The following is a 24,736-nucleotide window of genomic DNA, read 5'->3' as shown; positions in this document are numbered from 1 at the left end:
GCCGGGTTGTGCGTACCGGGGTCCCGCCGTTGTGGGGCGGAGTTCGCGCAGGTCAGCCGCAGGTCAGCCGCCGGTCAGGGGGCGGGCCGCCGTCGGGGTCGGCGCGGTGCGCGGGAGGCGGTCGGCGTGCGGTGGACGGCGGCTGCCGACCGGGGTGACCGGAGTGCGCTCCGAGCGGGTCGTGTGCGGGCCGGGGGCCAGATACACCGGCGCGCGCGGCGCACGGGCCGGAGCGACCGGCTCGTGGGCCGCGGGTGCCTCCTCCTGGACCATGGCGCGCGGCTTGAGCGACACGGGTACGGCGACGGGCGTGGGGGCAGGGGCAGGGGTGGGCGTGGGAGCCGTCGGCACCGGGGCCGTGGCGGAACGGCGCTCGCGCAGACGGTCGCGCAGCGCGAAGATCGAGACCTCGGCGCGGGCGATCAGCGGCTCGCACCAGGGCAGCGCCAGCAGGACCAGCAGACCCGCGGCCCAGCCGAGCACCACGTCGCTCAGCCAGTGCGTACCGAGGTAGACGGTGGTGAGGCCGACGCCGAGCGAGACCACCGCGGACACGGCGGACAGCCAGCGGCGGGCTCTCGGCGTGGACGCCAGATACGCCAGGATTCCCCAGGTCACGACGGCGTTGGCGGTGTGGCCGCTGGGAAATATATCGCCGCCCAGGCCCATCTCGCTGGAACCGATGGTGGTCGCGTAGTGGGGCCCGAGCCGGCCCATGCCGAGCTTCGCGGCGCCGACGGTGATGTTCAGCAGCAGCAGCGAGGCGCCCAGGGTGAGCATCGGGCGCAGGGTGTGCTGCCGCCAGGACCGCCAGCCGAGCCAGGCGGCGACCATCACGGCGGTCGGGCCACGCTGGCCCAGGACCACGTAGTAGTCGAGGAACGCGTGGATCTCGGGCCACTGCTGGTACGGCCGGAAGAACATGACCTGCCAGTCGAAGCGCACGAGCCACGAGGTGATCACCACGAGCCACACGATCGCCAGGTAGAAGGCCAGGGTCAGGGCGAGCAGGGCGACCCGGTGCCTGCTCATCTTCGGCACATCGATGTGGGCCGGTCGTTCCGGCTCACGGTCGAGCCTCGCGAACACCCGGTCCAGACGGGTGAGGTTTTGTTCGGTACGCACCTAAACGACGTTACAGCGAGTGAGCTCGAGACCCGGCCGATTCCGCTGGTTTGTGATGACGATGTGATGTGGGATTGCTCTCAGAAGGGTGTTTATCCCTCTGGAATCATTAATCGTCGAAGCCTGTTCCCTTCAATTCCTTTGATCATTCCAGGGGATAGTTTTAGGGAACTTATGAAAGGTTTCACTGAAAAGCAGGACTCCTCTTACGGAGGACCGGAGCCGTTCAGCCACCACGCGCCGTACACGGCCGAAGCCACCGCGACGCACCCCACCACCAGTGCCGACCTGGACGTCCGCAGCCGGGCCAGGGCCAGGGCGGGGGGCAGCAGCAGGGGGAACGCGGGCAGCAGCAGGCGCGGCTTGGAGCCGAAGTAGCTCGACGCGCACAGGGCGAGCGCGAGGACGACACCCCCGTACACCAGCAGCGGGAGCGGCTGGCGCTGCCGTACGCAGACGACGTACAGCCACAGGAGCAGGGCGACGCCGACGATCAGTCCGAGGCCGGCGAGGGCCGACGGGAAGGACGTGAACTTGCCGGCGACGAAGCGTGCGAAGGCGTACCCGCCGTCGAAGCCGTTGCGCCAGCCCGCCTGGACGTCGAGGTAGCCGAGGGGACCGTGGCCGATGCGGTGGCCGACCCACAGGACGTATCCGGCGGCGCCGAGGGGGGCGAGGAGCATGCCGAGGGCGCGTCGGCAGGGGGGTGCGCCGGGCTCGGGCGTCGCGCTGCGGGTTCGCGCGAACGAGACCGTCGCGGAGGCGTTCCGGTCACGGCGGGCGTTCGGGTCACGGGAGGCGTTCCGGTCGCGGAGGAAGGACGCCACGCCGGTCGCCCACACCGCCGCGACCACGGCGAGCCCCACCGGGCGGGTCAGGCCGGACAACGACGCGAGCGTCCCCGCGATCACCCAGCGGTCGGTGAGCACCGCGTACAGCGACCAGGCGGCCAGCGCGGTGAAGAGCGACTCGCTGTACGCCATCGACTGCACGATCCCGACGGGCAGGACGGCCCACACCAGCACCGCGCACACCCCGGCCCGGCGCCCGTACACGTGATCGGCGACCGCGAAGATCCCCCAGGCCGCGGCGAGCGAGGCGAGCAGGGACACGACGAGACCGGCGCCGGCGTACGGCAGCGGGGTCGCCGCGTGCAGAAGCCGTTCCAGCCAGGGCAGCAGCGGGAAGAAGGCGAGGTTGGAGTGGACGTCGCCGTTCGGCAGCCGCACCTCGTAGCCGTATCCCAGCTCGGCGACCCTCGTGTACCAGAGGGCGTCCCAGCGGGCGGTCAGCAGCGTGTACGCGTTCTTGTCGCGGGCGGCGCTCCACAGGGCGAGGGCCAGCAGGCCCAGGGCGCGCACGGCCGCGTACCCCAGGAGGGCGGGGGCCGCCCGGCGCAGGGTCGCGGAGCCGGGGGGCGTCGCGCGCGTCTCAAGATCGGTCACAGGCTCGATTATCGACGGGGTGCCCGGAGCCGGGGACCGTCGGGGCGTACGGGCCGGTTGTGCGGGGCGCATTCGAACAACGGTCTGGGCAGTGGCCTACGCCACACGGGTTGCCCGTGGGGTGTGAGAGGTCCGCCACGTGGCCCTGGCGCGAACTCGCGTACGCTGCGTTCCACTCGTGTTCGTCTGCGCGGGTCGGAGACCACCCCACCGCTGCTCTCCGGCCGAGTCGCGGGGGAGTCCCCACCCCGTGAGCCCGCCGGACCGAGGTATCACCTGGGAGGTACGTACATGTCCGGGACGACCATGGCCGCCGCAGGGCTGCGCCGTCGGGCGGCCGGGGCCGGTGCCAACCGCTGGGTCGTCCTGGTGGTGCTGTGCGTCAGCCTGCTCCTGGTCGCCGTCGACGCGACCGTGCTGCACGTGGCGGTGCCCGCCGTCACCGAGGACCTGCGGCCCGGTGCGATCGAGCTGCTCTGGATCGTGGACACGTATCCGCTGGTCTGCGCCTCGCTGCTGATCCTGTTCGGCACGCTCGGCGACAAGGTGGGCCGCCGGCGGATCCTGCTGCTCGGGTACGCCCTGTTCGGCGTCGCCTCCGCGCTGGCGGCGTTCGCGGGGAGCGCGCAGACGCTGATCGTGGCGCGGGCGCTGCTGGGCGTGGGCGGCGCGATGATCATGCCGGCGACGCTGTCGATCCTGCGGCAGGTGTTCCCGCTCCGGCGTGAGCGTGCGCTGGCGATAGGCATCTGGAGCGCGGTGGCCGCGGTGGGCGCGGCGGTGGGTCCGCTGCTCGGCGGCTTCCTGCTCGAACACTTCTGGTGGGGCTCGGTCTTCCTCGTCAACATCCCGCTGATGCTGGTCAGCCTGCCGGTGGGGCGGCTGCTGCTGCCCGAGTCGCGCGGCGCGGGGAACGGCCCGTGGGACGTCGTCGGCGCGCTGACGGCCGCAGCGGGACTCTTCGCCGTCGTGCTGGGCGTGAAGCGGCTGGGCGCCGGGGAAGTGGGGCCGTTCACCGTGATGCCGCTGGTGGTGGGCACGGTGCTGCTCGTGTTGTTCGTACGACGTCAGCGGCGTCGCGTCCATCCTCTGGTGGACCTGCGGATGTTCGGGAGGCCGGCGTTCAGTACGTCGGTGGGGTGCATCGTGCTGGCGATGCTGGCGCTGGTCGGCCTGGAGCTGATCGCGGCGCAGTACTTGCAGCTGGTGCTGGGTCTGTCTCCCCTGGAGACGGGCCTACGACTGCTGCCGCTGACGATCGCCGCGATGGCGGCGGGGCTGGCCGGGGCGCGGCTGCTGCGGCAGTTCGGGCCGCGGCGGATGGTGTGCGGGGGGTTCGTGCTCACCGCGGCAGCGGTGCTGACGCTGACCGCGATGGGCGGGTCGGACAACGCGGGGCTGCTGCTGTCCGGGTTCGTGCTGCTGGGCTTCGGCCTGGAGACGACGTTGTTCGCGGCGTACGAGTCGATGCTGAGCGAGGCTCCGCCGGAGCAGGCGGGCGGGGCGGCGGCGATCGGGGAGACGTCGTACCAGTTGGGGGCCGGGATCGGGATCGCGTTGCTCGGCAGCGTGATGAACGCGGCGTACGCGCCTGGACTCAACGCCGTGCCGGGGGTACCGGCGTCGGCGTCGGCCGCGGCCGGGCATTCGCTGGGCGAGGCTTACGAGGTTGCCGGGCGGCTCGGGGGGTCGGCGGGGGGCGCCCTGCGTCGTGCGGCGCGGGATTCCTTCGTGCACGGACTGCATGTGACGTTGCTGGTGAGCGCGGGGTTGTTGCTGCTGGGGGCGGTGATGGCGGTGCGGTTGCCGCGGGTGATGCAGTGCGAGGTGCCTTCGGCGGAGGTGGAGCTCCCGGGCCCCCGGGGAGTCGTGGAGTCCCGCGTCTCGGTGTGAGGCTCCCACCCACCCACCACCCGTGACTCTTGGGCGAGAGGTGGGCGTTGCCCGTGGGGGTACACCACCGTCGGCGGCTCGCGGCTCGCGGCTCGCGGCTCGCGGCTCGCGGCTCGCGGCTCGCGGCTCGCGGCCCGCGGCCCGCGGCCCGCGGCCTGCGGGGCCGGGGCGCGTGCTGGGCCGGTGCTGGGCGCGTGCCCGGCGTGTACTGGACGTGCCGGGCGGTGCGTCGTAACGTCGCTCGGGACATTGTGACTAGCGGTGCTAGTTTTTGGTTTCTGTCGGAGGCTTTCTCATGTCCGCGTCCTCGAAACTGCCGCCCTTCGACCCCGCCGACCCGCTCGGGATCGACGATCTGCTGGAGCCGGAGGATCTCGCGGTCCGTGACACCGTGCGGAGCTGGGCGGCGGACCGGGTGCTGCCGTACGTCGCCGGGTGGTACGAGAGCGGGGAACTGCCGGTCATCCGGGAACTCGCGCGCGAGCTCGGCGGGATCGGGGCCCTCGGGATGTCCCTCGACGGGTACGGATGCGCGGGCGCCAGCGCCGTGCAGTACGGGCTGGCCTGTCTCGAACTCGAGGCCGCCGACTCCGGGATCCGGTCCCTCGTCTCCGTGCAGGGCTCCCTCGCCATGTACGCGATCCACCGCTTCGGCAGCGAGGAGCAGAAGCAGCGCTGGCTGCCGCGCATGGCAGCCGGAGAGGTCATCGGATGCTTCGGGCTCACCGAACCCGATCACGGGTCCGACCCCGCCGGGATGCGCACGCACGCCAAGCGGGACGGCTCGGACTGGGTGCTCGACGGGCGCAAGATGTGGATCACCAACGGGTCCGTCGCCGGCGTCGCCGTCGTGTGGGCGCAGACGGAGGACGGGATCCGCGGTTTCGTCGTGCCCACGGACACCGCCGGGTTCACCGCCCCCGAGATCAAGCACAAGTGGTCCCTGCGGGCCAGCGTGACCAGCGAACTCGTCCTCGACGACGTGCGGTTGCCCGCAGACGCCGTCCTGCCGGAGGTCACCGGGCTGCGCGGGCCGCTGAGTTGTCTGTCCCACGCGCGCTACGGGATCGTCTGGGGAGCGATGGGAGCGGCCCGGTCGTGTTTCGAGACCGCGGTCGAGTACGCGAAGACCCGGGAGCAGTTCGGGCGGCCCATCGGGGGGTTCCAGCTCACTCAGGCCAAGCTCGCCGACATGGCGGTCGAGCTGCACAAGGGGATTCTGCTCGCCCACCATCTGGGGCGGCGGATGGACGCCGGCCGCCTGCGTCCCGAGCAGGTCAGCTTCGGCAAGCTCAACAACGTACGGGAGGCGATCGAGATCTGCCGGACCGCCCGCACCGTCCTCGGTGCGAACGGGATCTCGCTCGAATACCCCGTCATGCGGCACGCGACCAACCTCGAGTCGGTCCTCACCTACGAGGGCACCGTCGAGATGCATCAGCTCGTGCTGGGCAAGGCGCTCACCGGACTCGACGCCTTCCGCTGACCCGGCCAGGGCCGAGGCAGGGCCGGTGAGCGGCCCCGCCTCAGCTCTGGTTGAAGAAACCGTCCGTCCGATGGGAGGACGGGTCTCCGTTCACGATCTCCGTGTTGGCGGGGGTCAGCAGGAACACCCGGGTCGACACCCGCTCGATCGAACCCCGCAGGCCGAAGATCAGCCCGGCCGCGAAGTCGACGACGCGCTTGGCGTCGCCCGCCTCCATGGCCGTGAGGTTCATGATGACCGGCACGCCCTCGCGGAACAGTTCACCGATCGCCCGCGCGTCCCGGAAACTGTCCGGGGTGACGGTGCCGATCCGGCGGCCCTTCTCCTCGGCCGTGTCCGTGGCCACCTTCACTCGGGGGTCGGTGACCCAGGCGTCCCCGGAGTCGGTCCCCTCGGAATAGTCGTCGTCGTAGTAACGCTCGTCATCGTTGTCGTCGACGAGGCCAAGCCAGGCACTCGCCTTGCGCACCGATCCCATGGACGCCTCCTCTCGCAGCGGTCTTTCTGCTATCCGCATTCCCCATGGTCGTCCATGATGCTGAGGTCGCGCCAAGTGGATAGACGCCGCGCGGGGGGTTTGTGACGGTACTGGTGCACAGCGAATACGTCGAGAGCCCGCGTCTCCCAAGGGTCGTACCGCGTACGGCTGCTGACTGTGAGTGAAATATGATTCTTTGTGGCGGATGGGTGACGTACGGTGCGTCCGGGTGAACCGAACACCTCCTTCCGGCCTCCTTCCGACGTGACAATCGGTCGATAACATGCGGCAGCTCAATGTCCCAAGGACGACGGGGGTTGTCGTGTTCGGAATCGTCAGGCCGTGCGCTCATCGGCTCGGTGAGGGTCTCAAGACCCAGTGGATGGCGCACCTGTGCGGGCTCTGCCTCGCGCTGCGCGGCGACCACGGGCAGTTCGCGCGGGTGGTCACCAACTACGACGGGCTGCTCATCTCGGTTCTGACGGAGGCTCAGGCCGAGCGGACCGCGGCCGGCGGGTGGCGGCGCACGGCCGGACCGTGCCCGCTGCGCGGGATGCGCACCGCGTCCGTCGCGCAGGGGGAGGGCGCGCGGCTCGCCGCCGCCGTCTCGCTGGTGCTCGCCTCGGCCAAGGTGCGCGACCACGTCGCCGACGGGGACGGGCTGCTGGCGCGGCGGCCGGTCGCCGTCGCCGCGCGCAGGGTCGCCGCGAGCTGGGGGCGGGCCGGGGAACGCGGCGGGGCCGCCGTCGGGTTCGACACCGCCGTCCTCGTCGACGCCGTCGAGCGGCAGACCGGCATCGAGGCGCTCGCCGGACCGGGCACCTCCCTGCGAGCCGTCACCGAGCCGACGGAGACCGCCACCGCCGCCGCCTTCGCGCACACCGCGGTCCTGGCGGGCCGGCCGGGCAACGCCGTGCCGCTCGCCGAGGCGGGCCGCCTCTTCGGACGGCTCGCGCATCTGCTGGACGCGGTCGAGGACCGGGCGGCGGACGCGGCGGCCGGTGCCTGGAACCCGCTGACGGCCACGGCCACCCCGCTCCCCGAGGCCCGCCGGCTCGCCGACGACGCCCTGCACGGCATCCGGCTCGCGCTGCGCGACATGGAGTTCGAGGACGGCAGGCTGGCACATCTGCTGCTCGCCCACGAACTGGAGCGGTCGGTGGACCGGGCGTTCGGGACGTCCTCGTGCGGCCACGCACACGGCCAGGGCCCGGGCCCTGGGCAGGGGCAGGGTCCGCAGGGCGCCTTCGGGCCGCCGACCGGGCCGTACGCCCCCCAGGGGCCGGTGGACCCGAACGCGCCCGGCGACCCCTACGGCATGCCCCCTGGCAACCCCTACGGCAACCCTTTCGGTGGTGAGCCGCCGCGGCCCGGCAAGCGGGGCTTCTGGGCCGGGTGCGCGGTCGCGGTCGGGCTGTGCTGCACCTGCCGGGTGTGCTGCGCCGACTCGTTCGAGGGGCCGTGGTCGAGGAAGAGGCGTGAGGGACGGTGCAGCGACGGATGCGACTGCGGCTCCGGCTGCTGTGACGCGTGCGAGTGCTGTGAGTGCTGCGCTTGCGACTGCTCGTGCTGACGCGCCGTCATGTGTCGTGTGTGCGTGCTCATCACGTGCCGTGTGTACGTGCTCATCGTCCGTGGCGGGTGCGGCCACGGTGAGCGGTGGGCCTCCCGGGGACGTATCTCCCGGAGAGGACGCGGATGTGCGAAAGGACCACGGACGATGCCCGGTCGCTCTGACAAAATCGTGCCGCTCGCCGTGAAGATCGTGGTGAGCGGGGGGCTCGGGGTCGGCAAGAGCACGTTCATCGGGGCCGTCTCCGAGATCGAGGCGCTCGACACGGAGGCGGCGATCACCCAGGTGTCGGTGGGGATCGACTCGCTGGAGGGCGTCGAGTCCAAGACGACGACCACCGTCGCGCTCGACTTCGGGCGGATCACGCTCGACCGGACCATCGCGCTGTATCTGTTCGGGACGCCCGGACAGGACCGCTTCTCGTTCCTGTGGGACGACCTGGTGGAGGGCGCGCTGGGCACGGTGGTCCTCGCGGACACCCGGCGCATCGAGGAGAGTTTCCCCGCCGTCGACTACTTCGAGTCCCAGGACGCGCCGTTCGTCCTGGCCGTGAACCGCTTCGACGGGGCCGAGCGGGTCGAACTGGACGAGGTCCGGGAGGCGTTGGGGCTCAGCGCCGAGGTGCCGGTGCTGGAGTGCGACGCGCGGGAGCGGGGCTCGGTGCGCGATGTGCTGGGGGCCTTGATGGACCGGGTGGTCGGGGCGCGCGCCGTGCCCGGGCGTGGCGCGGCGGTGGCGCGGGGGTGAGGGGAGGGGGTGCGTGAGCGTGCGTGTGTGAAGGCGGAACGGTGAGGGAGAACGCGAAGAGAGCACCCGGAAACACGGGCGCGCAGTGGGTCAGCTCAACAGGAACAGGACCACACGCGACCGAAGTCGATGTGGGAGCGGGTGACCAGCCACCGCTGCGAATGCATGGGCCAAGTGGAACAGGTCTACGGATACCCGTCAACCGATGTGAGAGCGACGGCTCACAGTTCGGACGGCTCACAGTTCGGACAGCCTTGACAGTGAGGGGAAACCCCCGCGTACTCTCGCCGCACGGCCCTGCTGAGGGGCTCGGCCGTGATCTCCCGTCGTGCGAACCGCGCGAACTGTGCGAACCGTGTGCAGGCACCCACCCGTGTCACGGAGTCTTCGCATGCCTTCCGAGTCGAGCCCTCCCTCGGTCACAACCCCAGCAGCTCACGCGACAGCCCCGGCGGCTCATGCGGCGCGACGGTCTCTCGTGATCGTCGGGGCCGGGCCGCGCGGGACCGGTCTCATCGAGCGGATCGCCGCCAACGCCCCCGAGCTGTACGCCGGTTCGGGTCTCGACGTCCATCTCGTCGACCCGTATCCGCCGGGGGCCGGACGCATCTGGCGGGCGGCCCAGTCGCCGCTGCTGTGGATGAACTCGCACGCCGAGGACGTCACCATGTTCACCGACGAGACGGTGCGGATGGACGGGCCCGTGCGCCCCGGCCCCACGCTGCACGAGTGGGCCGGCCTCGACGGGCGCACCTTCGCCGACCGGCAGATCCAGGGCTCCTACCTGCGCCGGGTGCACGAACAGGCCGTCGCCGCCCTGCCCCCGTCCGTCGCCGTCCATCACCACCCGCGCCGCGCCCTGCGGGTGAGCGGCCCCCGCGAGGGACGTCAGCAGGTGTGGCTGGAGGGCCGCGCCCGGCCCCTGACCGCCGACCTCGTCGTCCTTGGCCTCGGTCATCTCGACGCCGAACTCAACCAGGAACAAAGTGAGTTGGCGGCGTACGCGCGTACGCACGACCTTGTGCATCTGCCGCCGGACTTCACCGCCGACAGTGACCTGTCCGCGCTGCGGCCGGGTGAACCCGCCTTGGTGCGCGGCTTCGGGCTCGCCTTCGTCGACCTGATGGTGCTGCTCACCGAGGGGCGCGGCGGACGCTACGAGGGCGACGACACGTACCTGCCCTCGGGGCGGGAGCCGGTGCTGTACGTCGGCTCGCGGCGCGGAGTGCCGTACCACGCGAAGATCGGCTACGACTGGACGGGGGAGCGGCCGCTGTTGCCCCGGTTCCTGGGGCCCGCCGAGATCGACGGGCTGCTCGCGCGGCCCGGCGGCTTCGACTTCCGACGGGACGTGTGGCCGCTGGTGGAGAAGGAGTTGGGCTTCGCCCACTACCACCGGCTGTTCACGGCGCACGCCGAGCGGACCGCGATGGCCTGGACCGACTTCGAGGAGAAGTACGCGGCCGCGTCCGGGGGAGTCGAGCGGGAGGCGCTGATCGCGTCCGCCGTGCCCGATCCGCGCGACCGGCTCCAACTGGCGGCGCTCGACCGGCCGTTGGACGGGGTGACGTACGGGTCCTTCGAGGAGTTCCAGGAGGGCTTGCGCGGATACGTCGAGGACGATCTGAGGCGTCGTCATCAGGCCGACCACAGGCCCGACTTGGCCGTGTTCCTCGGATTGCTGTCCGTCTACGGGCAGTTGATCCGGCTCGGGGGCATCGGGTCCTGGTGGCACGGGTTCTTCAGCTACCTCGCCTCCGGGCCGCCCGGACCCCGGCTGCGGCAGTTGCTCGCGCTGTCCCGGGCGGGGGTGGTGAGGTTCGTCGGCGCCGACATGGCCGTACGCGCCGAGGACGGTGTGTTCCGGGCGTCGAGTGCGACCGTGCCGGGACTCTCCGTCGAGGCGCGGGCGCTGGTGGAGGCCCGGCTGCCCGAGCCGATGCTGCGGCGCGCTCTCGATCCGCTGTTGCGCGAGCTGTACGCCGACGGCGCCGGCGAGACCCCGGACGGGCTGCTGCGGGTGGACCACGCCGACGGGCGGGTCCTGGACCGGGCCGGCCGGCCGCACCCACGGCGCTTCGCGCTCGGGCCGCACACCGACGCACGTACGCCGGGGGCCTTCACCCGGCCGCGCACGGGCGGGCCCGCGTTCCGGCAGAACGACGCCACCGCACGGGCCGTCCTGGTGTTCCTGCGGGACCTGGGCGCCGACGCCGTCGGGTGAAAACCCGTCCACTTCGAAGTGCCACAGAAAGGGTTCTCCCATGACCCCGATGACTCCCATGACCTCATCGCCCGGCCGGGGCCTGCTGCACCTGGCCGCCGCCGTCGACCAGCCCGGGGTGTACGACGTCGGCGCCTACGTCGAGCTGGCCCGGCTCGCCGAGCGCGGCGGGCTCGACTTCGTGACGCTGGACGACGCCTTCGCCCGGTCCGGGGCCCGGTCCGGAGCCCTGTCCGGGCCGGACGCGGCGGCCGTGCTCGCCCGGGTGGCACCGGCCACGCACCGCGTCGGACTGGTGCCCACGCTCACCGCCACCCACACCGAGCCCTTCCACGTCCCGGCCGCGATCGCCACCCTCGACCAGGTCAGCCGGGGACGGGCCGGCTGGCGGATCGACGTCTCCACCACCGAGGGGGAGGCCCGGCTGTTCGGCCGCCGGTCTGCCGTACGGCCGGACGAGTGGTGGCAGGAGACCGGTGAAGTCGCCGACGTGGCCGCGAAGTTGTGGGACAGCCGGGACATCCGGGACGGTCGGGACAGCCGGGAGGGCGGGGGCGCGACCAGATCTCCGCAGGGTCACCCTGTGCGGGTCGTCGACGCCGCCGAGGGAGCCGGTCTGTCCGCCGTCGCCCAACACGCCGACGTGGCCCTCGTCCGCGCGACGAGCCTGGCGCAGGCGCGTGCCGTCCGTGAGCGGCTGCGGTCCGACGCGGCCGGGTTGGGGCGCGACCCCAACTCCCTGCGGGTCCTGGTGAGTCTGCTGATCGATCTCGGCGACGGCGAGTGCGCCGCCGAACCCGGTCACGGCGGAGGCGGCCCCCGGCAGACCCCGGAAGGGCCGCTCTACCGTGGCGGTCCGGTCGACCTCGCCGACCTGATCGCCGCCTGGCACCGGGGCGGCGCCGCCGACGGCTTCCACCTCACCCCCGTCGAACCCCGCCGCGACCTGGAACGCCTGGTCAACGGCACGGTGGCACTGCTCCAACATCGTGGCCTGTTCCGCACGTTCTATCCCGGCAGCACACTCCGCGAACACCTGGGGCTGGGCCGGCCCGCCAGACGGTACGCGGGGGGAGTGGTATGACGGGGCGGCGATGTGTGGCCTCCCCGGCCGACGCCGGCGACGGATTCGTCCTCGTTGCTCCAGGAGTGTGGCGCGTTCGGTACGGCATTCGAGGGAACCTTTCCGGACGGTCCACTTCCGGACAGCCGGTGTTCCGCGCCCCGGCGCACCCGACGCGGACGGATGCACGACGCCGGACCTGGAACGTTCCGCGCCGCTTCCGTGCGCCATGGGTGACGCTTTCCCCGTCTCTTCCTCCGCACTTCCTCCTTCTCTTTCCGCTGTCTCTCCCCGTCGCCGGGGAACACCTGTGACGTGGTGGTCGAGACAGAGAGGCGCAACCTGGTCTGAGCGGGGGCAAGAGGGCTGCAAGAGGGTCGAAGGCGGGCTCAACTCGCGCAGTTCGTTCGCGGTCTGACGGCCGAAAGGTGCCCTTGCGCCGGCCGGCCGTTCGGTCGAATACTCCCCCTCAGCGCTTGTCAGGGTCACGGCGTGTCCGGAAATGCGGGCGAACGTCGGTCCTGGCTGCGCCTCACGGGCCCCGACCCCACACGACGGGCCCCCGACTTCCCCTGGGAGGGAACGAAACGTGAGGAACAAGCGCACCACCCCCACCACCCCCACGCGTGGCATCTCGAGACGGACCCGGCTGACCGCCGTCGCCACCGGACTCGTGGCCGCCGCCGCCATCGCGACCCCCCACGCGAGCGCGGCCGACGACACCGCCACCTTCAGTACCGCGCAGCTCAAGAGCGCGAGCGCCTCGGTGCTCGCGGCGGACGTCCCGGGCACCGCCTGGGCCGTCGACAGCAAGAGCGGGCGCGTTGTCGTCACGGTCGACAGCACCGTGTCCGACACGGAGATCGCGCAGATCAAGGAGCAGGCGGGCAGCAACGCCGGCGCGCTCACGATCAAGCACACGCCCGGCAGGTTCAGCAAGCTGATCGCCGGCGGCGACGCCATCTACGGCGGCGGCTACCGCTGCTCGCTCGGCTTCAACGTGGTCAGCGGCAGCACCTACTACTTCCTCACCGCCGGCCACTGCGGTGAGGTCGCGTCGACCTGGTACTCCAACTCCGGGCAGTCGACGACGCTGGGCACGAACGTCAGCTACAGCTTCCCGACCAACGACTACGCGCTGGTCCGGTACACCAACACCTCGGTCACCAAGTCCGGTACCGCGGGCAACACGGACATCACCAGCGCCGGCACGCCCAGCGTCGGCACCACGGTCTACCGTGACGGCTCGACCACCGGCATCCACAGCGGGCGCGTCACCGCCCTGAACGCGACCGTCAACTACGGCAGCGGTGACATCGTCTACGGCATGATCCAGACCAACGTCTGCGCCGAGGGCGGCGACTCCGGCGGGGCGCTGTACTCGACCAGCGGCATCGCCTACGGTCTGACCTCCGGCGGCAGCGGCAACTGCACCTCCGGCGGTACGACCTTCTTCCAGCCGGTGGTGGAGGCCCTGAACGCCTTCGGGGTCAGCGTCTTCTAAACCCACCTTCAGTCCGCTCCAGCGCACGTCCAGCACATCTCCGGTGCAGTGCACCTCCGGCCTACCGGCGAGCCCCCGTACGCGATGCGATCCGGCGTGCGGGGGCTCGCTCCTGCCGCTCCTGTCCGGGGGCCGGAACCTGTTCGTCCAGGTCTGACAAAAGCGTCGCCCGTAGCTGCGTTCTTGTGAGCACTGCCCGATCGTGTGGGCTCCGCGGTCCTACGGTCCGGTCATGAACACGAGTCGCAGCAGAGGAACAACCGCGAAAGCACTGCGCAGTGCCGCGCTGGCGGTGCTGCTGATCACCGGCACCCTCACCGCGGCCGCCCCGAACGCCCAGGGGGAGACCGGGAGTTCAGGGAGGACCACGAGTACCGGGAGCACCGGGAGGACCGAGACGCCGGTGGCGTCGACGAGTCCGGTCGCCGGGGTGACCGAGTCGGTGGTGCGGGTGAAGGCGCCGCTGCCGGTCTCCTTCGGAGCGCGTCCGGCGGCGTGCGACTGGCTGTCGTATCTGCGCTACCGCTCCTCCGACGGCCCCGCGGCGTCGGCCGACGCCGACCGGATCCTCGTCGCCCAGCCGGGCATCCTGGAGGGCGCCGGGGCGTTCGACAGCGTCGCCCGCAACACCGTGGCACGCGCCGCCGAGCAGGGCCGGCACATCGAGTTCTGGGCCCTGGACCGGCGCTCCAACTGCCTGGAGGACCACACCGGCATCGACTCCGGCGACCAGCACACGGCCGTCGACTACTACTACCGCGGCAAGCAGGTCGGCGGGCGGGCCTTCGCCGGGTTCGTCGGCAACGACCGGCTGGGGTGGATGGCGAGGCTCGGCATCGAGCAGACCGTCCGCGACCAGTACGACCTGCTCGTCGCCGAACTCCCCGACCAGGGGCTGCGCGCGCGGAAGGTGCTGTGCGGCGGGCACTCGCTCGGCGGAGTCGTCACCGGGTACTTCGCGACCGCCGACTTCGACGGCAACCCGGCCACCACCGCCGACGCCGGCTACCGCCAGTGCGCCGGCTACTTCGCCCTCGACACCACCGTCTCCACCTCGCTCGCCGACCTCAGCGGCAGCATCCCGGACGACAGTAATCTGCCCGACATCGGCCTCGGCTACGGCGTCGTACAGGCCGGGCTCGACAGCGGCGTGCTGCCGCGTTCGCTGTCCGCGCCGGTGCTGCTCAACCCCGCGACCATGACGCTGCTGTCCATCGCCGGCCTGGGCGCCGTACGGGATCCGGGCGCCGAGGCCGACCTGCCCGCCTATCTGCCAGCCGACCTCAACATCGAGACGACCAACCGCTTCCTGTTCTCCAAGGACGCCGCCGCCTTCCTCACCGGCTCGCCCGGGGTGAAGGACTTCCGGCTCACCAACGCGGCGGTGCTGGGAGCGCTGCTGGACGACAACTCCGTACCGCTGGCGTTCCTGCAGAGCAGCGTCGGCTTCTTCGACGGCGGGCCGGTCGCCGACAAGAGCTTCCCCGTCGCCAACGGCGGTGACCAGCAGCCGGGGCTGTCCGGCGTCGCGTACAAGGCCATCCCGGACCGGCCGCACGGGCCGCTGTACACCTGGCGCGACTACGACCGGGTCGGCGACCCCGACGACCCGGGGTACCGGTCGGCCGACGGGACGCCGTTCACCGGCGCCGACAAGGAGGTCACCGACCTCCAGGAGCTGGCCCGCAGCCTCGCCCAGCAGCCGTTGGACTTCACCGAGCAGTACTTCCCGACCAAGCTGATCACCGACCTCGAACTGGCCGCCTCGCCGCAGGTGAAGCGGCTCGTCGCGCACCCGGAGGGGCTCACCGCCCACCCGACGCTCACCGTGCTCGCGGGCGACGGACTGCTGGCCGGCCGCATCCCGGCCGACCTGCGTCCCGTGGTCGCCGACGGCTACCAGCACCTCGACGTGCTGACCGCGGCGCCGGTGCAGAACAACGGCCGGCCCGAGCCCGTCTCGACCGCCCTCACCGAGTTCGCACGGGACCCCCGGTAGCCGTACCCGTGCGGAAGAGGGCCCGGGAGGAGATCGAGCTCCTCCCGGGCCCCGCATCGTGGGGTCGCGACTCGGACCTCAGATCCTGCCCGCGGCGAAGGCTGCCGCCGCGTCGGCGTTCGCGGTGTAGCCGAGGTGGGCCAGGACGTCGTCGCCGCCGTTCACGCAGATGGGGTCGCCCTGGGCGCAGAAGTCGATCGTGCGGCTCTGGTAGACGCCGGTGACGCTCTTGCCGAGGGCCCGGATCGGGTTGCCGAACAGCAGCACCGCGGCGACCCGCGGTTCGAGGGCGGCGGGGATGGCGGCGACGACGGGGCTGCCGACCACCGCGCCGGCGCTGCTGATGCCGATGGAGTTGTCGACGACGTTCGCGCCCTGCGAATAGCCGACGAGGACGAAACGCTGGTTCGGGCAGGCGGACGCCTGGTTTTTGACGTGGTTCACCAGGTTCGCGTTGCCCTGTGCGGCGGAGGTGAGGGAAAGGTCCGCGGGATAGTCCACCTTGTGGCCGGAGAGGCTTTTGCCCGTCAGTTTCCTCTTCAGGGCGGAGAGGACCGGGTCGCCGACGATCAGACCGAGTGTGCCGGGCTCGAAGGTGCCACGAGCTGCCACGACATCGATGTCCGAACAGGCGGCGGCCGGTGCGGCGGCCGACGCGGTGGGCGCTGTGACGGTGACCAGTCCGGCCCCGCCGAGCAGCGAGAGCGCGGCGAGGCACGAGCGAATACGCATGGGAATCCTTTTGCGGGTGGGGCGCGATGCGGCGCCTGAGGGAAAGGACATCCAGAACGTATTCGCGTTTTCTGACCGGGTGTTATGGACGGGAATTCATAAATTCCCGATTTTTTGTTGCCGAAGTGAGTCGGGAATTACGTCACGTCGCGCAGTCGCTCTGGCCCCGCAGTTCCTCGGCGCGCAGGGCCAGGATGAGGTCCAGGCGGGTGCCGGGGTCGTGCAGCGCGTCGCCGAACAGTTTCTCCAGCTGGCGCAGGCGGTAGCGGACCGTCTGCGGGTGGACGTGCAGCCGGGCGGCGACGTCGGGCACGTTGCTGCCGCAGAGCAGCCAGGCGAGCAGTGTCTCGGCGAGCCGGGGGCGCTGTCCCTCGGACACCGCGTCGAGCGGCGTGAGGACCCGCGCCTCCAACTGGGCGAGCAGCGGCTCGTCGGCGTGCAGCAGCAGGGTCGACAGATGGTCGGCGCAGCGCACCACGCCCTGCCGGGGCAGTACGCCACGGCCCATCAGCCCCAGCGCCCGGGTGGCGCAGTGCAGCGACCGGGCGGCCTCGGTGAGCGGGACCGTCGGGCCGATCGCCGCCGGACGGCCGCGCAGCGCGAGGGCGAACGCCCGCCCGCCGAAACGGCCGGAACCGTCCGGGTCGGGCACCAGCATCCGGGGCGGCCGGGACTCCATGTCCACCAGCGCCCCGGCCGCGGCGAGCGGCCAGTCCTGCTCCCGCTGGTCCGTGGCGGACGCGAGGGCGACGACCGCGACGTGCCGCGGCACCGACCACCGGGCGCCGTGCGCCAGGTCCTGCACGGCGTCCAGGGACACCGGGCCCTCGCCCAGCAGCAGGTCGAGCAGCCGTCTGCGGCGCCGTTCCAGCTCGTCCGTGCTGTGCAGCCGGGCCTCCGCGTAGCCGGCCGCCGCGGCCTCGGCCACCTCGTGGACGGTCCGGAACGCCAGCTCGCCCAGGGCTGCCACGACCGCGGAGTCCAGCCCGAGTTCCTCCGCCGTACGGCCCAGCAGCCGCCAGGCGTGCAGCCCGCCGACGCGCAGCGCGGACTGCAACGTGTCCATGCTGCGGCCTTCCAGGGCCTCGCTGCGGCCGAGTTCGTAGTACGTCGCCGCGATCGCGTCCCCCGGTCCGCGCGGGTCGGCGATGTGGTCGACGAAGAGGGTGAGGGCCTGTACGACCCCGCCTCTGAGCTGCTTGCGCTCCGTCCCGTCGGCCGGCCGCGCGTACTCGGGGACCTGGCTGCGCACCTCCTCCTCGACCTCGTCGGCGACGGCCTCGAGTTGGGCGCGCAGCAGTTTGGCCAGGTCGGGTGGGACCGGGGAGGCGCCGAGGCCCTCCGGTGCACCGTGCGGAGTGGGGGAAGCCACGGCGGACCCTGCTTTCATCCGGAAGCGGCTCACCCGTGGGCCGTTGCCCGTGGGGCGAGGGGACAGTCCTGTGTTGGACGGACGTCCCCTGCGCTCCGTTCCGTGCCCCGACGTCCCGTGTGCCGAGGCTCCGTGTCCCGACGTCTCGTGTCCCGGTGTTCCGTGCCCCGACGGCGCCGGCGTCACTCCGGGACCCCCAGCGCACGGGCGAGCATCGGCCACGACGTGGTGAACTCCTGCTTCCAGTACGTCCAGCTGTGTCCTCCTCCCGCGTAGTAGTGGGTGGTGACCGGGACGCGGAGCAGCGCGAGCGTGTCGGTGAAGGCGTGGGCGGAGGGCCACAGGGCGCTCTCCAGCGCCCCGGGCAGCCAGTCACCGCTGCCGCCGCCGCTGCTGCCGCCGGCCGCACCGCTGCCGCTGGAGACGTAGAGGCCGGTGCCGCGCAGCCCCGCGGCCCGGCTGCGCGGGTTGAAGTCGCGCCAGGTGAGGAGGTTCAGCACCGGGTTGCCCCAGAGGGACGGCGGCAGCAGGTTCTCGCGGGCGACGATGGCGTCCACGATCGGCGGCACACCCGGCGCCATGGTGTCCAGGACGCCGCTGTAGGAGGCGGCCGCGGCGAACGTCCCGGGGTGACGTGCCGCGTGCGCCATCGCGCCGTAGCCGCCGGTGGAGACCCCGGCGACGGCCCGCACACCGGAGGCCCGGTACTGCCGGGCGAGCAGCGCCGGGACCTCCTGGACCTGGAAGGTCTCGTAGTCGGGGCCGTTGCGCCAGACGGTGGGGATGCCGGTGGGGCCCGCGTCCGGGATCGCCACGATCAGCTCCCGGCCCTCGGTGAAGGCCTCGATGTCCGTCTCGCGGGTCCAGGAGGTGTAGTCGTCGTGGGCGCCGTGCAGCAGATACAGGACGGGGTAGGTCCGCGCGGTCTGGCTGTCGAAGCCCGACGGCAGGATCAGCCGTACCGGGGCGCTGCGGCCGAGGGCGGGGGACGACACGGTGACGTCCAGGGTGCGCGGTCCGAGCCGGGTGACGGCCTCGGCCGCGACGGCATTGTCAGCTACGGCGTTGGCCGCGACGCCTTCGGCGGTGGCGGCCTCGGCCGTGGCGGATCCGGCGCCGAACAGCGCGGTCAGACCGACGGCCGTCGCGGCTTTGGCGGCGGCGCGGCGGGACACTCCGGTGGTGGGGTGGGACATGGCGACTCCTCGTCGTCCGGTTCAGCGGCTGTGCTCGGCGAGTGCGTGCCGCAGACGGGCGGCGAGCTCGTCGACGTGCGGGGGGTCGAGCAGCGACAGGTGGTGTCCGGCGACCGGTACGACCGTCAGGCGCGGGCACACCTCGTCCCAGCCCAGCGTCTCGTCGTCCCGCTGGTAGGCGGGATCGTGCACGGTGTGCGGAGCGGGCTCGGCGGCCCGGTACAGGACCACCCGCCCGTCGTAGGGCCCCGGGCGATGGGCCTCGCCGATCCTGAGGTCCAGATAGGACGCGCGCTGGTGCTCCAGAGCGGCGGCGGGCACGTCGGCGGCCTCGCGCAGGGCCCGCAGCACGGCGTCGATCCGTGCGCCGTCGTCCATCGCGACGAGCGCGTCGTAGGACAGCTCCAGCCGGACCCCGTAGGCATCGGCGACGTGTTGTGCGAAGCCCGTGAAGTGGGCGCGGATCCGGTCGGCCGGTGTCACGCCGGGCAGCGGGAGCGGACGTACGGAGTCCAGGAGCACGACCAGCTCCACGTCCCGCCCGGCTGCGGCGAGTTGCCGTGCGGTCTCCTGGGCGACGAAGCCGCCGAAGGACCAACCGCCCAGCAGACAAGGCCCGTCGGGGTGGACGGCGGCGATCGCCTCGGCGTAGCGGCGCGCTTTCCCGGTCACCGTACGGGCCTCTTCGACCCGCTCCAGTCCGAACACCGGGCGGTCGCCGTCGAGTCGGTCGACGAGCGCCTCGTAGACGCCGGTCGTGCCGCCGGCGGCGTGGAGGAGGAAGAGCGGGGGCCGCGAGCCGGTGGCGTGCAGGGGCCGTAGTGGGGAGTCCGGCAGCGGGGATTGTGGCAGTGGGGATTGTGGCAGTGGGGAGTCCGACTCCCTTGCGAGGAGCGCCTGTTGGAGGTGATCGGCGGCCTTCTCGACGGTGCCGGCGCCGAGCAGACCGCGCAGCGGCAGCTCGACCCCGAACTCGCGCTCGACGGCGGTGCGGATGCGGACGGCCATCAGGGAGTCCAGGCCGAGGTCGGTCAGGGCGGTGGTGGGCGTGACACGGGCCGCCGGGTGGCCGGTGACGGCGGCGATGTGGTGGCGCAGCCGGGCGGAGACGGAGGTGTCCTCGTCCTTCGGAGCCTCCGCCTCCCGGGCCTCCTGTACGCGCATGGCCGGTACGGAGGTGGTGGCTGTCGGGCGCCGGTCCGTCCACCAGTGCCGTACGTGCCGCCAGCGCGGTGCGGGCAGGTCGATGACCTGGCCGGGCGGCGACGGCAGGCGGCCGCCGGCCGTGTACAGGGCTCCCACCTGCGTGAGGAACGCCGCCGAGTCGTCGGCGTCGCGGCGCAGGGTGCCGAGTGCGAGGGCGCCGGGCGCGGTGTCGGTGACGGCCCGGGTGAGGACCGGGTGGGGCGAGATCTCGACGAAGACGGTGTGGCCGTCGGCCGCGGCGGCCGCGACGGCCCGGTCCAGGCGCACGGGCCGACGCAGGTTCGCGGCCCAGTGGGCGGCGTCGAACACCCCGTCGCCGCGCGGGTCGTCCAGGACGGTCGAGTACACCGGGACGCCCGGCCGGACGCCCCGGACGTCGGCCAGGGCACTGGTCAACTCCGGTAGCAGCGGGTCGACTTGAGGTGAGTGTCCAGCGCCGGCGACCCGCATGAGGCGGGCGGCCCGGCCTTGCAGCTCCAGCGCGTGCACCAGCCGGGACACCGCCTCCTCCGTCCCGGTGACGACCTTCTGGCCGGGCGAGGAGTGCACGGCGACGTGCACGTCGGGGAACTCCCCCTCCAGGGCGTCGAGTTCGTCGTCCTCGAGGTCGACGACGGCCATGGCGCCGCCCCGCAGCCCGCTGAGCAGCCGGGCCCGCACGGCGACGACCCGGGCCGCGTCCGACACGTCCAGGGCGCCCGCGCACACCGCGGCGGCCACCTCGCCCACCGAGTGGCCGATGACGGCGGCGGGCTCGACACCCTGGGCGCGCCACAGCTCGGCGAGCGCCAACTGCGTCCCGAACAGGACCGGTTGGCCGACCTCCAGTCGATCGAGGGCGGCCCCCGACGCCAGGTGGTCGTACAGGGACAGCCCGCACTCCGGGGCCAGTTGGGCGTCCAGCTTCTCCACGGCGGCGGCGAAGACGGGCTCCTCCGCCAGCAGCCGACGCCCCATGCCGGCCCACTGGCTGCCGTACCCGGAGAAGACCCACACCGGCCCGCGCCCGGCGGGCGGGCGGTCGTCGGTGACGACCCGGGGGTGGGGGTGGCCCTGCGCCAACGCGGCCAGGGCGTCGGCGAGTTCGGGACGGTCGCGGGCGACGACGGCGGCCCGCACCGGGCCGCGTCCGGTCCGCCCGGCGAGGGTGCGCGCCACGTCGGCGGGGTGCGCCGCACTCCCCTCGGGCGTACGGAGCCACTCGGCCAGCCGGGCCGCGGTGTCCCGGACGCGTGCGGTGTCGAGGTCGGAGAGGAGATGGAGCCGGGCGGCCGGAGCCGGGGGCGGTGGGGTGCCTTGTCGCCATTCCTCCAGCACCGCATGGGCGTTGGTGCCGCCGAACCCGAACCCGGAGACCCCGGCGGTGGCCGTGCCGCCGTAGCGGGGCCACGGCTCCGGCTCGGTCACCACCCGCAGCCGTACGTCGTCGATCGCGCTGCCGCCCGCGCAGTGCAGGGACGGCGGAACGAGGTCGTGGTGCAGCGCGAGCACCGTCTTCACCAGCCCGGCGATACCCGCGGCGGACTCCAGGTGGCCGAGGTTGCCCTTGACGGAGCCGAGCAGCAGCGGCTGGTCGGCATCGCGGCCGGCGCCCAGCACGGCGCCGAGCGCGCCCGCCTCGATCGGGTCGCCGAGCGGGGTGCCGGTGCCGTGCGCCTCGACGTGGTCGACGTGCGCCGGGTCGAGCCCGGCCCGTGCGTAGGCGGTGCTCAACAGGGCTTGCTGGGCTACGGGGTTGGGGGCCAGGAGACCGTTGGAGCGGCCGTCGGAGTTGACGGCCGTGGCCCGGATGACGGCGAGGACGCGGTCGCCGCCGCGCTCCGCGTCGGACAGCCGCTTCAGCAGCACGGCCGCGCAGCCCTCGCCGCGCCCGATGCCGTCGGCCGCCGCGGCGAACGGCTTGCACCGGCCGTCCGGGGCGAGGGCGCCGGCCCGCCGGAACGCGACGGTGACGGCGGGGGAGAGCAGCACGTTGACCCCGGCGGCGATCGCCGTGTCGACCTCGCCGGTGCGCAGACTGACACAGGCGTGGTGCACGGCGACCAGCGACGACGAGCAGGCGGTGTCGACGGCCATGCTCGGCCCCCGGGTGTCCAGCACGTACGCCAGACGCCCCGCGGTCACGCTCAACGCCCCGCCGGCCGGCGCCCAGGGGTCGACGGCGTCGGGGTCCGCGCCGGTCAGCGCGCCGTACTCGGGGGCGGAGACGCCGACGAAGACACCGGTGGCGGTGCCGGCGAGGGAGGCGGCGGGGACGGCCGCGTGGTCGAGGGTCTCGTGGACGACCTCCAGCAGGATCCGCTGCTGCGGGTCCATGACGGCGGCCTCGCGCGGTGTGATGTGGAAGAAGTCCGCGTCGAACCCGGCGATGTCGTCGAGATAGCCGCCGTAGCGGGGCGCGTCGGCGGGCGGGAAGGCGGTGAAGTCACGCCACCGGTCCTCCGGGACCCGCCGGATCGCGTCGACGCCCTCGCTCAGCAGCCGCCAGTAGTCCCCCGGACCGCGCACACCCCCCGGCAGCCGGCACCCCACCCCGATGACCGCGACGGGCTCGCCGTGCGCGACGGGCTCACCGGGCGGTTCCGGCGCGGCCCGGGGAGCGGTCCGCGCCCCCGCGCCGCCGCACAGGTGCGCCACCAGGGCGTCGCCGGTGGACGCCTCCCACAGCAGCGTCGCGGGCAGCTCACGACCCGTGGCCGAGGAGAGCTCCCCGGCCAGGACCAGCGCGTCCCGCGAGGACATGCCGAGGTCCGCCAGCGGCCGGTCCATCGGGACGTCCGCGCCGGGCGTGCCGTTCCAGGCGGCGACCCGTTCGGCGATCAGCCGGCGCAGCGCGCCCTCGTCGACGGCGCTCATCGCGCGCTCCCCGCCGCGTAGACGCCCGCCAGATACCGCTCGCGGGTCAGCGCCCGCGACACCTTGCCGCTGGACGTACGGGGCACGGCGTCCGGGGGCACGACGACGACGTCGGCGAGCCGCAGCCCGTGCCGGACGGACACGGCCGCCCGGCACGCGCGCACCAGGACCGGTACGTCGATCTCGGCGAGGTCCGTGGTCCGTATGTGCTCCGCCACGACGGCCACCCGCTCGCCCTCGCCCATGCCTTTGCCTTTGCCTTCGCCCTCGGGGCCCGGCACCGCGAAGGCGGCGAGCCGGCCGCGCCGCACCGCCGGGTGCGCCTCCTGGACCGTCGCCTCCACGTCCTGCGGATAGTGGTTGCGGCCGTCGACGACGATGAGGTCCTTCAGCCGGCCGGTGACGATCAACTGGCCGTCCAGGACCGTCCCCAGATCACCGGTGCGCAGCCAGCCGCCCGCCGTGCCGTCGAGCGCGGCGCCGAAGACGCGCCGGGTCAGCTCCTCCTGCTGCCAGTAGCCGCGCCCGATGTTGGGGCCGCGTACCCAGATCTCACCGACCTCCCCCTCGGACAGGGCGGTGCGGGACACGGGATCGGCGATGCGGACCTGCTGGCCGGCCGGCGTACCGCAGCCCGCCAGCAGCACGGCGCCGGGATCGTCGGGCCGCGCGGGCAGGGCCTTCCCGCCGGCCAGGGCGTCACGGTCGAGCGCGAACCGGCGCAGCGGCTCCCCGGGCCGGGCGGCACTGACGAAGACGGTGGCCTCGGCGAGCCCGTACGACGGACAGTGGGTGTCCGCCGAGAGTCCCTGGCCGGCGAAGGCGGCGTGGAAGGCGTCGGCCGTGCCGGGGCGGACCGGCTCGCTGCCGTTGATCAGCGCGGCGACCCCGTCCAGCCGCAGGCCCGCCCGCTGCGCGCCGGTGACGGCCGAGACGCAGTGGTCGTAGGCGAAGTTGGGCGCGGCGCTCAACGCGTGCGGATGCGTGGCGAGCAGCCGCAGCCAGCGCGCGGGCTCCTGCATGAACGCGGCCGGTTCCATGAGCACCGACAGCAGCCCCCGGACGACCGGGGCGGCGACGCTCAGTACGAGCCCCATGTCGTGGTACAGCGGCAGCCAGCCCACGCAGGTCACCGGCCGGTCGTCGGCGCCGTAGGCGGCCAGCGCCTGACGGGCGTTGGCGACGACGTTGGCGTGCGTGATCTCCACGCCCGCCGGGGTGCGGGTCGAGCCGGAGGTGTACTGGAGGTAGGCGACCGCGTCGTCGTCCGGCGCGACCCACCGCAGGTCGTCGGCGGCGGTGTCGGGCACGAGGTCGGCGGCGACGACCGGCACCGCGCCGCCCGCGCAGAACTCCCGCACCTCGTCGAGGGCGCCGCTCGCCGTCACGACGGCCGCCGGACGCGCGTCGGCGAGGACGGCCGAGAGGCGGTCGCCGTGCCCGGGCAGCCCGGGTGGGAACAGCGGTACGGCGACCAGCCCGGCGGCCAGCGTCGCGAGGAACGCGGTGACGTACTCCGGGCCCTGCGGGCACAGCAGCGCGACCCGCGCGCCGGGCTCGGCCTCCTCGGCGAGCCGGGCGGCCAGCGCCCGTACCCGCAGGTCCAGGCGGCGCCAGGTCAGGGTGCGGTGGACGCCCCGCGCGTGCGGTGAGGGGTGGTCGACGAAGGTGAGCGCCCGGCGGTCGGGGGTGGCCCCGGCCCAGTGCCGCACGTACTCCGGCAGGCTGCGGGGCACCGGCACCGGCACGGGCGTGAGCGGGGGGTGGGGGGTGTCCATCGGAGACGGCTCCTCATAGCGGGACGGGGAGGGGGCGGGGGAGGGAGGGAGCGGAAGGG

16 protein-coding genes are annotated in these 24,736 nt (G+C 73.0%); 8 read left to right on the top strand and 8 right to left on the bottom strand.

Annotation, left to right across the window (positions count from 1 at the left end; all coding sequences use genetic code 11):
- Nucleotides 1-63: 63 nt before the first annotated feature.
- Both OG352_RS09135 and OG352_RS09130 read right to left on the bottom strand, forming a co-directional pair.
- Nucleotides 64-1,125 carry a phosphatase PAP2 family protein gene (locus tag OG352_RS09135; protein WP_329215886.1) on the bottom strand — a complete coding sequence of 354 codons (1,062 nt, stop codon included), beginning with the start codon at nt 1,123-1,125 and terminating at the stop codon, nt 64-66.
- A 206-nt stretch (nt 1,126-1,331) separates the two neighbouring features.
- Nucleotides 1,332-2,570: a hypothetical protein gene (locus OG352_RS09130; RefSeq protein ID WP_329215885.1), complete on the bottom strand. Its 1,239-nt coding sequence runs from the start codon at nt 2,568-2,570 to the stop codon at nt 1,332-1,334.
- A 291-nt stretch (nt 2,571-2,861) separates the two neighbouring features.
- On the opposite strand from OG352_RS09130, the gene OG352_RS09125 reads away from it, so the two are divergent.
- Together OG352_RS09125 and OG352_RS09120 are read left to right on the top strand one after the other, a co-directional pair.
- Nucleotides 2,862-4,463: an MFS transporter gene (locus OG352_RS09125; RefSeq protein WP_329215884.1), complete on the top strand. Its 1,602-nt coding sequence runs from the start codon at nt 2,862-2,864 to the stop codon at nt 4,461-4,463.
- Nucleotides 4,464-4,758: 295 nt separating this feature from the next.
- Nucleotides 4,759-5,949 (top strand): acyl-CoA dehydrogenase family protein, encoded by a 1,191-nt coding sequence (locus tag OG352_RS09120; protein ID WP_329215883.1) that lies wholly within the window; start codon nt 4,759-4,761, stop codon nt 5,947-5,949.
- A 40-nt stretch (nt 5,950-5,989) separates the two neighbouring features.
- On the opposite strand, the gene OG352_RS09115 is transcribed toward OG352_RS09120, so the two are convergent.
- A complete protein-coding gene (locus OG352_RS09115; protein WP_329215882.1) occupies nt 5,990-6,427 on the bottom strand; it encodes a cell division protein SepF in 438 nt (145 codons plus the stop codon).
- Between the two features lie 322 nt (nt 6,428-6,749).
- Between OG352_RS09115 and OG352_RS09110 the strand changes: the two genes are divergently transcribed.
- The 6 genes from OG352_RS09110 (at nt 6,750) to OG352_RS09085 (ending at nt 15,537) form a co-directional block, all read left to right on the top strand.
- Nucleotides 6,750-8,000 (top strand): DUF5685 family protein, encoded by a 1,251-nt coding sequence (locus OG352_RS09110; protein WP_329215881.1) that lies wholly within the window; start codon nt 6,750-6,752, stop codon nt 7,998-8,000.
- Nucleotides 8,001-8,147: 147 nt separating this feature from the next.
- The gene (locus OG352_RS09105; RefSeq protein ID WP_329215880.1) at nt 8,148-8,747 is read left to right on the top strand and encodes a GTP-binding protein; all 600 of its coding nucleotides are present in this window, start codon (nt 8,148-8,150) and stop codon (nt 8,745-8,747) included.
- A 478-nt stretch (nt 8,748-9,225) separates the two neighbouring features.
- Nucleotides 9,226-10,971, top strand: a complete 1,746-nt coding sequence (locus OG352_RS09100; RefSeq protein WP_329215879.1) for an FAD/NAD(P)-binding protein — start codon at nt 9,226-9,228, stop codon at nt 10,969-10,971.
- Nucleotides 10,972-11,029: 58 nt separating this feature from the next.
- Nucleotides 11,030-12,055 (top strand): LLM class flavin-dependent oxidoreductase, encoded by a 1,026-nt coding sequence (locus tag OG352_RS09095; RefSeq protein WP_329223765.1) that lies wholly within the window; start codon nt 11,030-11,032, stop codon nt 12,053-12,055.
- Between the two features lie 568 nt (nt 12,056-12,623).
- Complete coding sequence (locus OG352_RS09090; RefSeq protein WP_329215878.1) at nt 12,624-13,538, top strand: S1 family peptidase; 915 nt, start codon at nt 12,624-12,626, stop codon at nt 13,536-13,538.
- A 232-nt stretch (nt 13,539-13,770) separates the two neighbouring features.
- On the top strand, nt 13,771-15,537 hold the full coding sequence (locus OG352_RS09085; protein ID WP_329215877.1) for a hypothetical protein: 1,767 nt from the start codon (nt 13,771-13,773) through the stop codon (nt 15,535-15,537).
- 78 nt (nt 15,538-15,615) lie between these two features.
- Here the strand turns inward: OG352_RS09085 and OG352_RS09080 are convergent, their stop codons facing one another.
- The 5 genes from OG352_RS09080 to OG352_RS09060 form a co-directional block, all read right to left on the bottom strand.
- Complete coding sequence (locus OG352_RS09080) at nt 15,616-16,269, bottom strand: cutinase family protein (RefSeq protein ID WP_329215876.1); 654 nt, start codon at nt 16,267-16,269, stop codon at nt 15,616-15,618.
- Nucleotides 16,270-16,411: 142 nt separating this feature from the next.
- Nucleotides 16,412-17,641, bottom strand: coding sequence for a PucR family transcriptional regulator (locus OG352_RS09075; protein ID WP_329215875.1), 1,230 nt, complete (start codon nt 17,639-17,641; stop codon nt 16,412-16,414).
- 182 nt (nt 17,642-17,823) lie between these two features.
- On the bottom strand, nt 17,824-18,837 hold the full coding sequence (locus tag OG352_RS09070) for an alpha/beta hydrolase (protein ID WP_329215874.1): 1,014 nt from the start codon (nt 18,835-18,837) through the stop codon (nt 17,824-17,826).
- Between the two features lie 21 nt (nt 18,838-18,858).
- Nucleotides 18,859-22,899 carry an acyltransferase domain-containing protein gene (locus OG352_RS09065; RefSeq protein WP_329215873.1) on the bottom strand — a complete coding sequence of 1,347 codons (4,041 nt, stop codon included), beginning with the start codon at nt 22,897-22,899 and terminating at the stop codon, nt 18,859-18,861.
- Entirely contained in the window at nt 22,896-24,677 is a 1,782-nt protein-coding gene (locus OG352_RS09060) for a fatty acyl-AMP ligase (protein WP_329215872.1), read from the bottom strand. Before OG352_RS09060 ends, OG352_RS09065 begins: the two co-directional genes overlap by 4 nt.
- Nucleotides 24,678-24,736: the final 59 nt, after the last annotated feature.

Source organism: Streptomyces sp. NBC_01485, from assembly GCF_036227125.1.
Classification (GTDB): Bacteria; Actinomycetota; Actinomycetes; order Streptomycetales; family Streptomycetaceae; genus Streptomyces.
The sequence above is the reverse complement of the archived record's forward strand: the minus strand, read 5'-3'. Positions and strand labels throughout refer to the sequence as shown.

Excerpts from the sequence above, each read along its gene's own strand:
- OG352_RS09125 (WP_329215884.1), top strand. The coding sequence starts at position 2,862 with ATGTCCGGGACGACCATGGCCGCCGCAGGGCTGCGCCGTCGGGCGGCC.
- OG352_RS09120 (WP_329215883.1), top strand. The coding sequence starts at position 4,759 with ATGTCCGCGTCCTCGAAACTGCCGCCCTTCGACCCCGCCGACCCGCTC.
- OG352_RS09115 (WP_329215882.1), bottom strand. The coding sequence starts at position 6,427 with ATGGGATCGGTGCGCAAGGCGAGTGCCTGGCTTGGCCTCGTCGACGAC.
- OG352_RS09105 (WP_329215880.1), top strand. The coding sequence starts at position 8,148 with ATGCCCGGTCGCTCTGACAAAATCGTGCCGCTCGCCGTGAAGATCGTG.
- OG352_RS09095 (WP_329223765.1), top strand. The coding sequence starts at position 11,030 with ATGACCTCATCGCCCGGCCGGGGCCTGCTGCACCTGGCCGCCGCCGTC.
- OG352_RS09085 (WP_329215877.1), top strand. The coding sequence starts at position 13,771 with ATGAACACGAGTCGCAGCAGAGGAACAACCGCGAAAGCACTGCGCAGT.
- OG352_RS09080 (WP_329215876.1), bottom strand. The coding sequence starts at position 16,269 with ATGCGTATTCGCTCGTGCCTCGCCGCGCTCTCGCTGCTCGGCGGGGCC.
- OG352_RS09070 (WP_329215874.1), bottom strand. The coding sequence starts at position 18,837 with ATGTCCCACCCCACCACCGGAGTGTCCCGCCGCGCCGCCGCCAAAGCC.
- OG352_RS09065 (WP_329215873.1), bottom strand. The coding sequence starts at position 22,899 with ATGAGCGCCGTCGACGAGGGCGCGCTGCGCCGGCTGATCGCCGAACGG.
- OG352_RS09060 (WP_329215872.1), bottom strand. The coding sequence starts at position 24,677 with ATGGACACCCCCCACCCCCCGCTCACGCCCGTGCCGGTGCCGGTGCCC.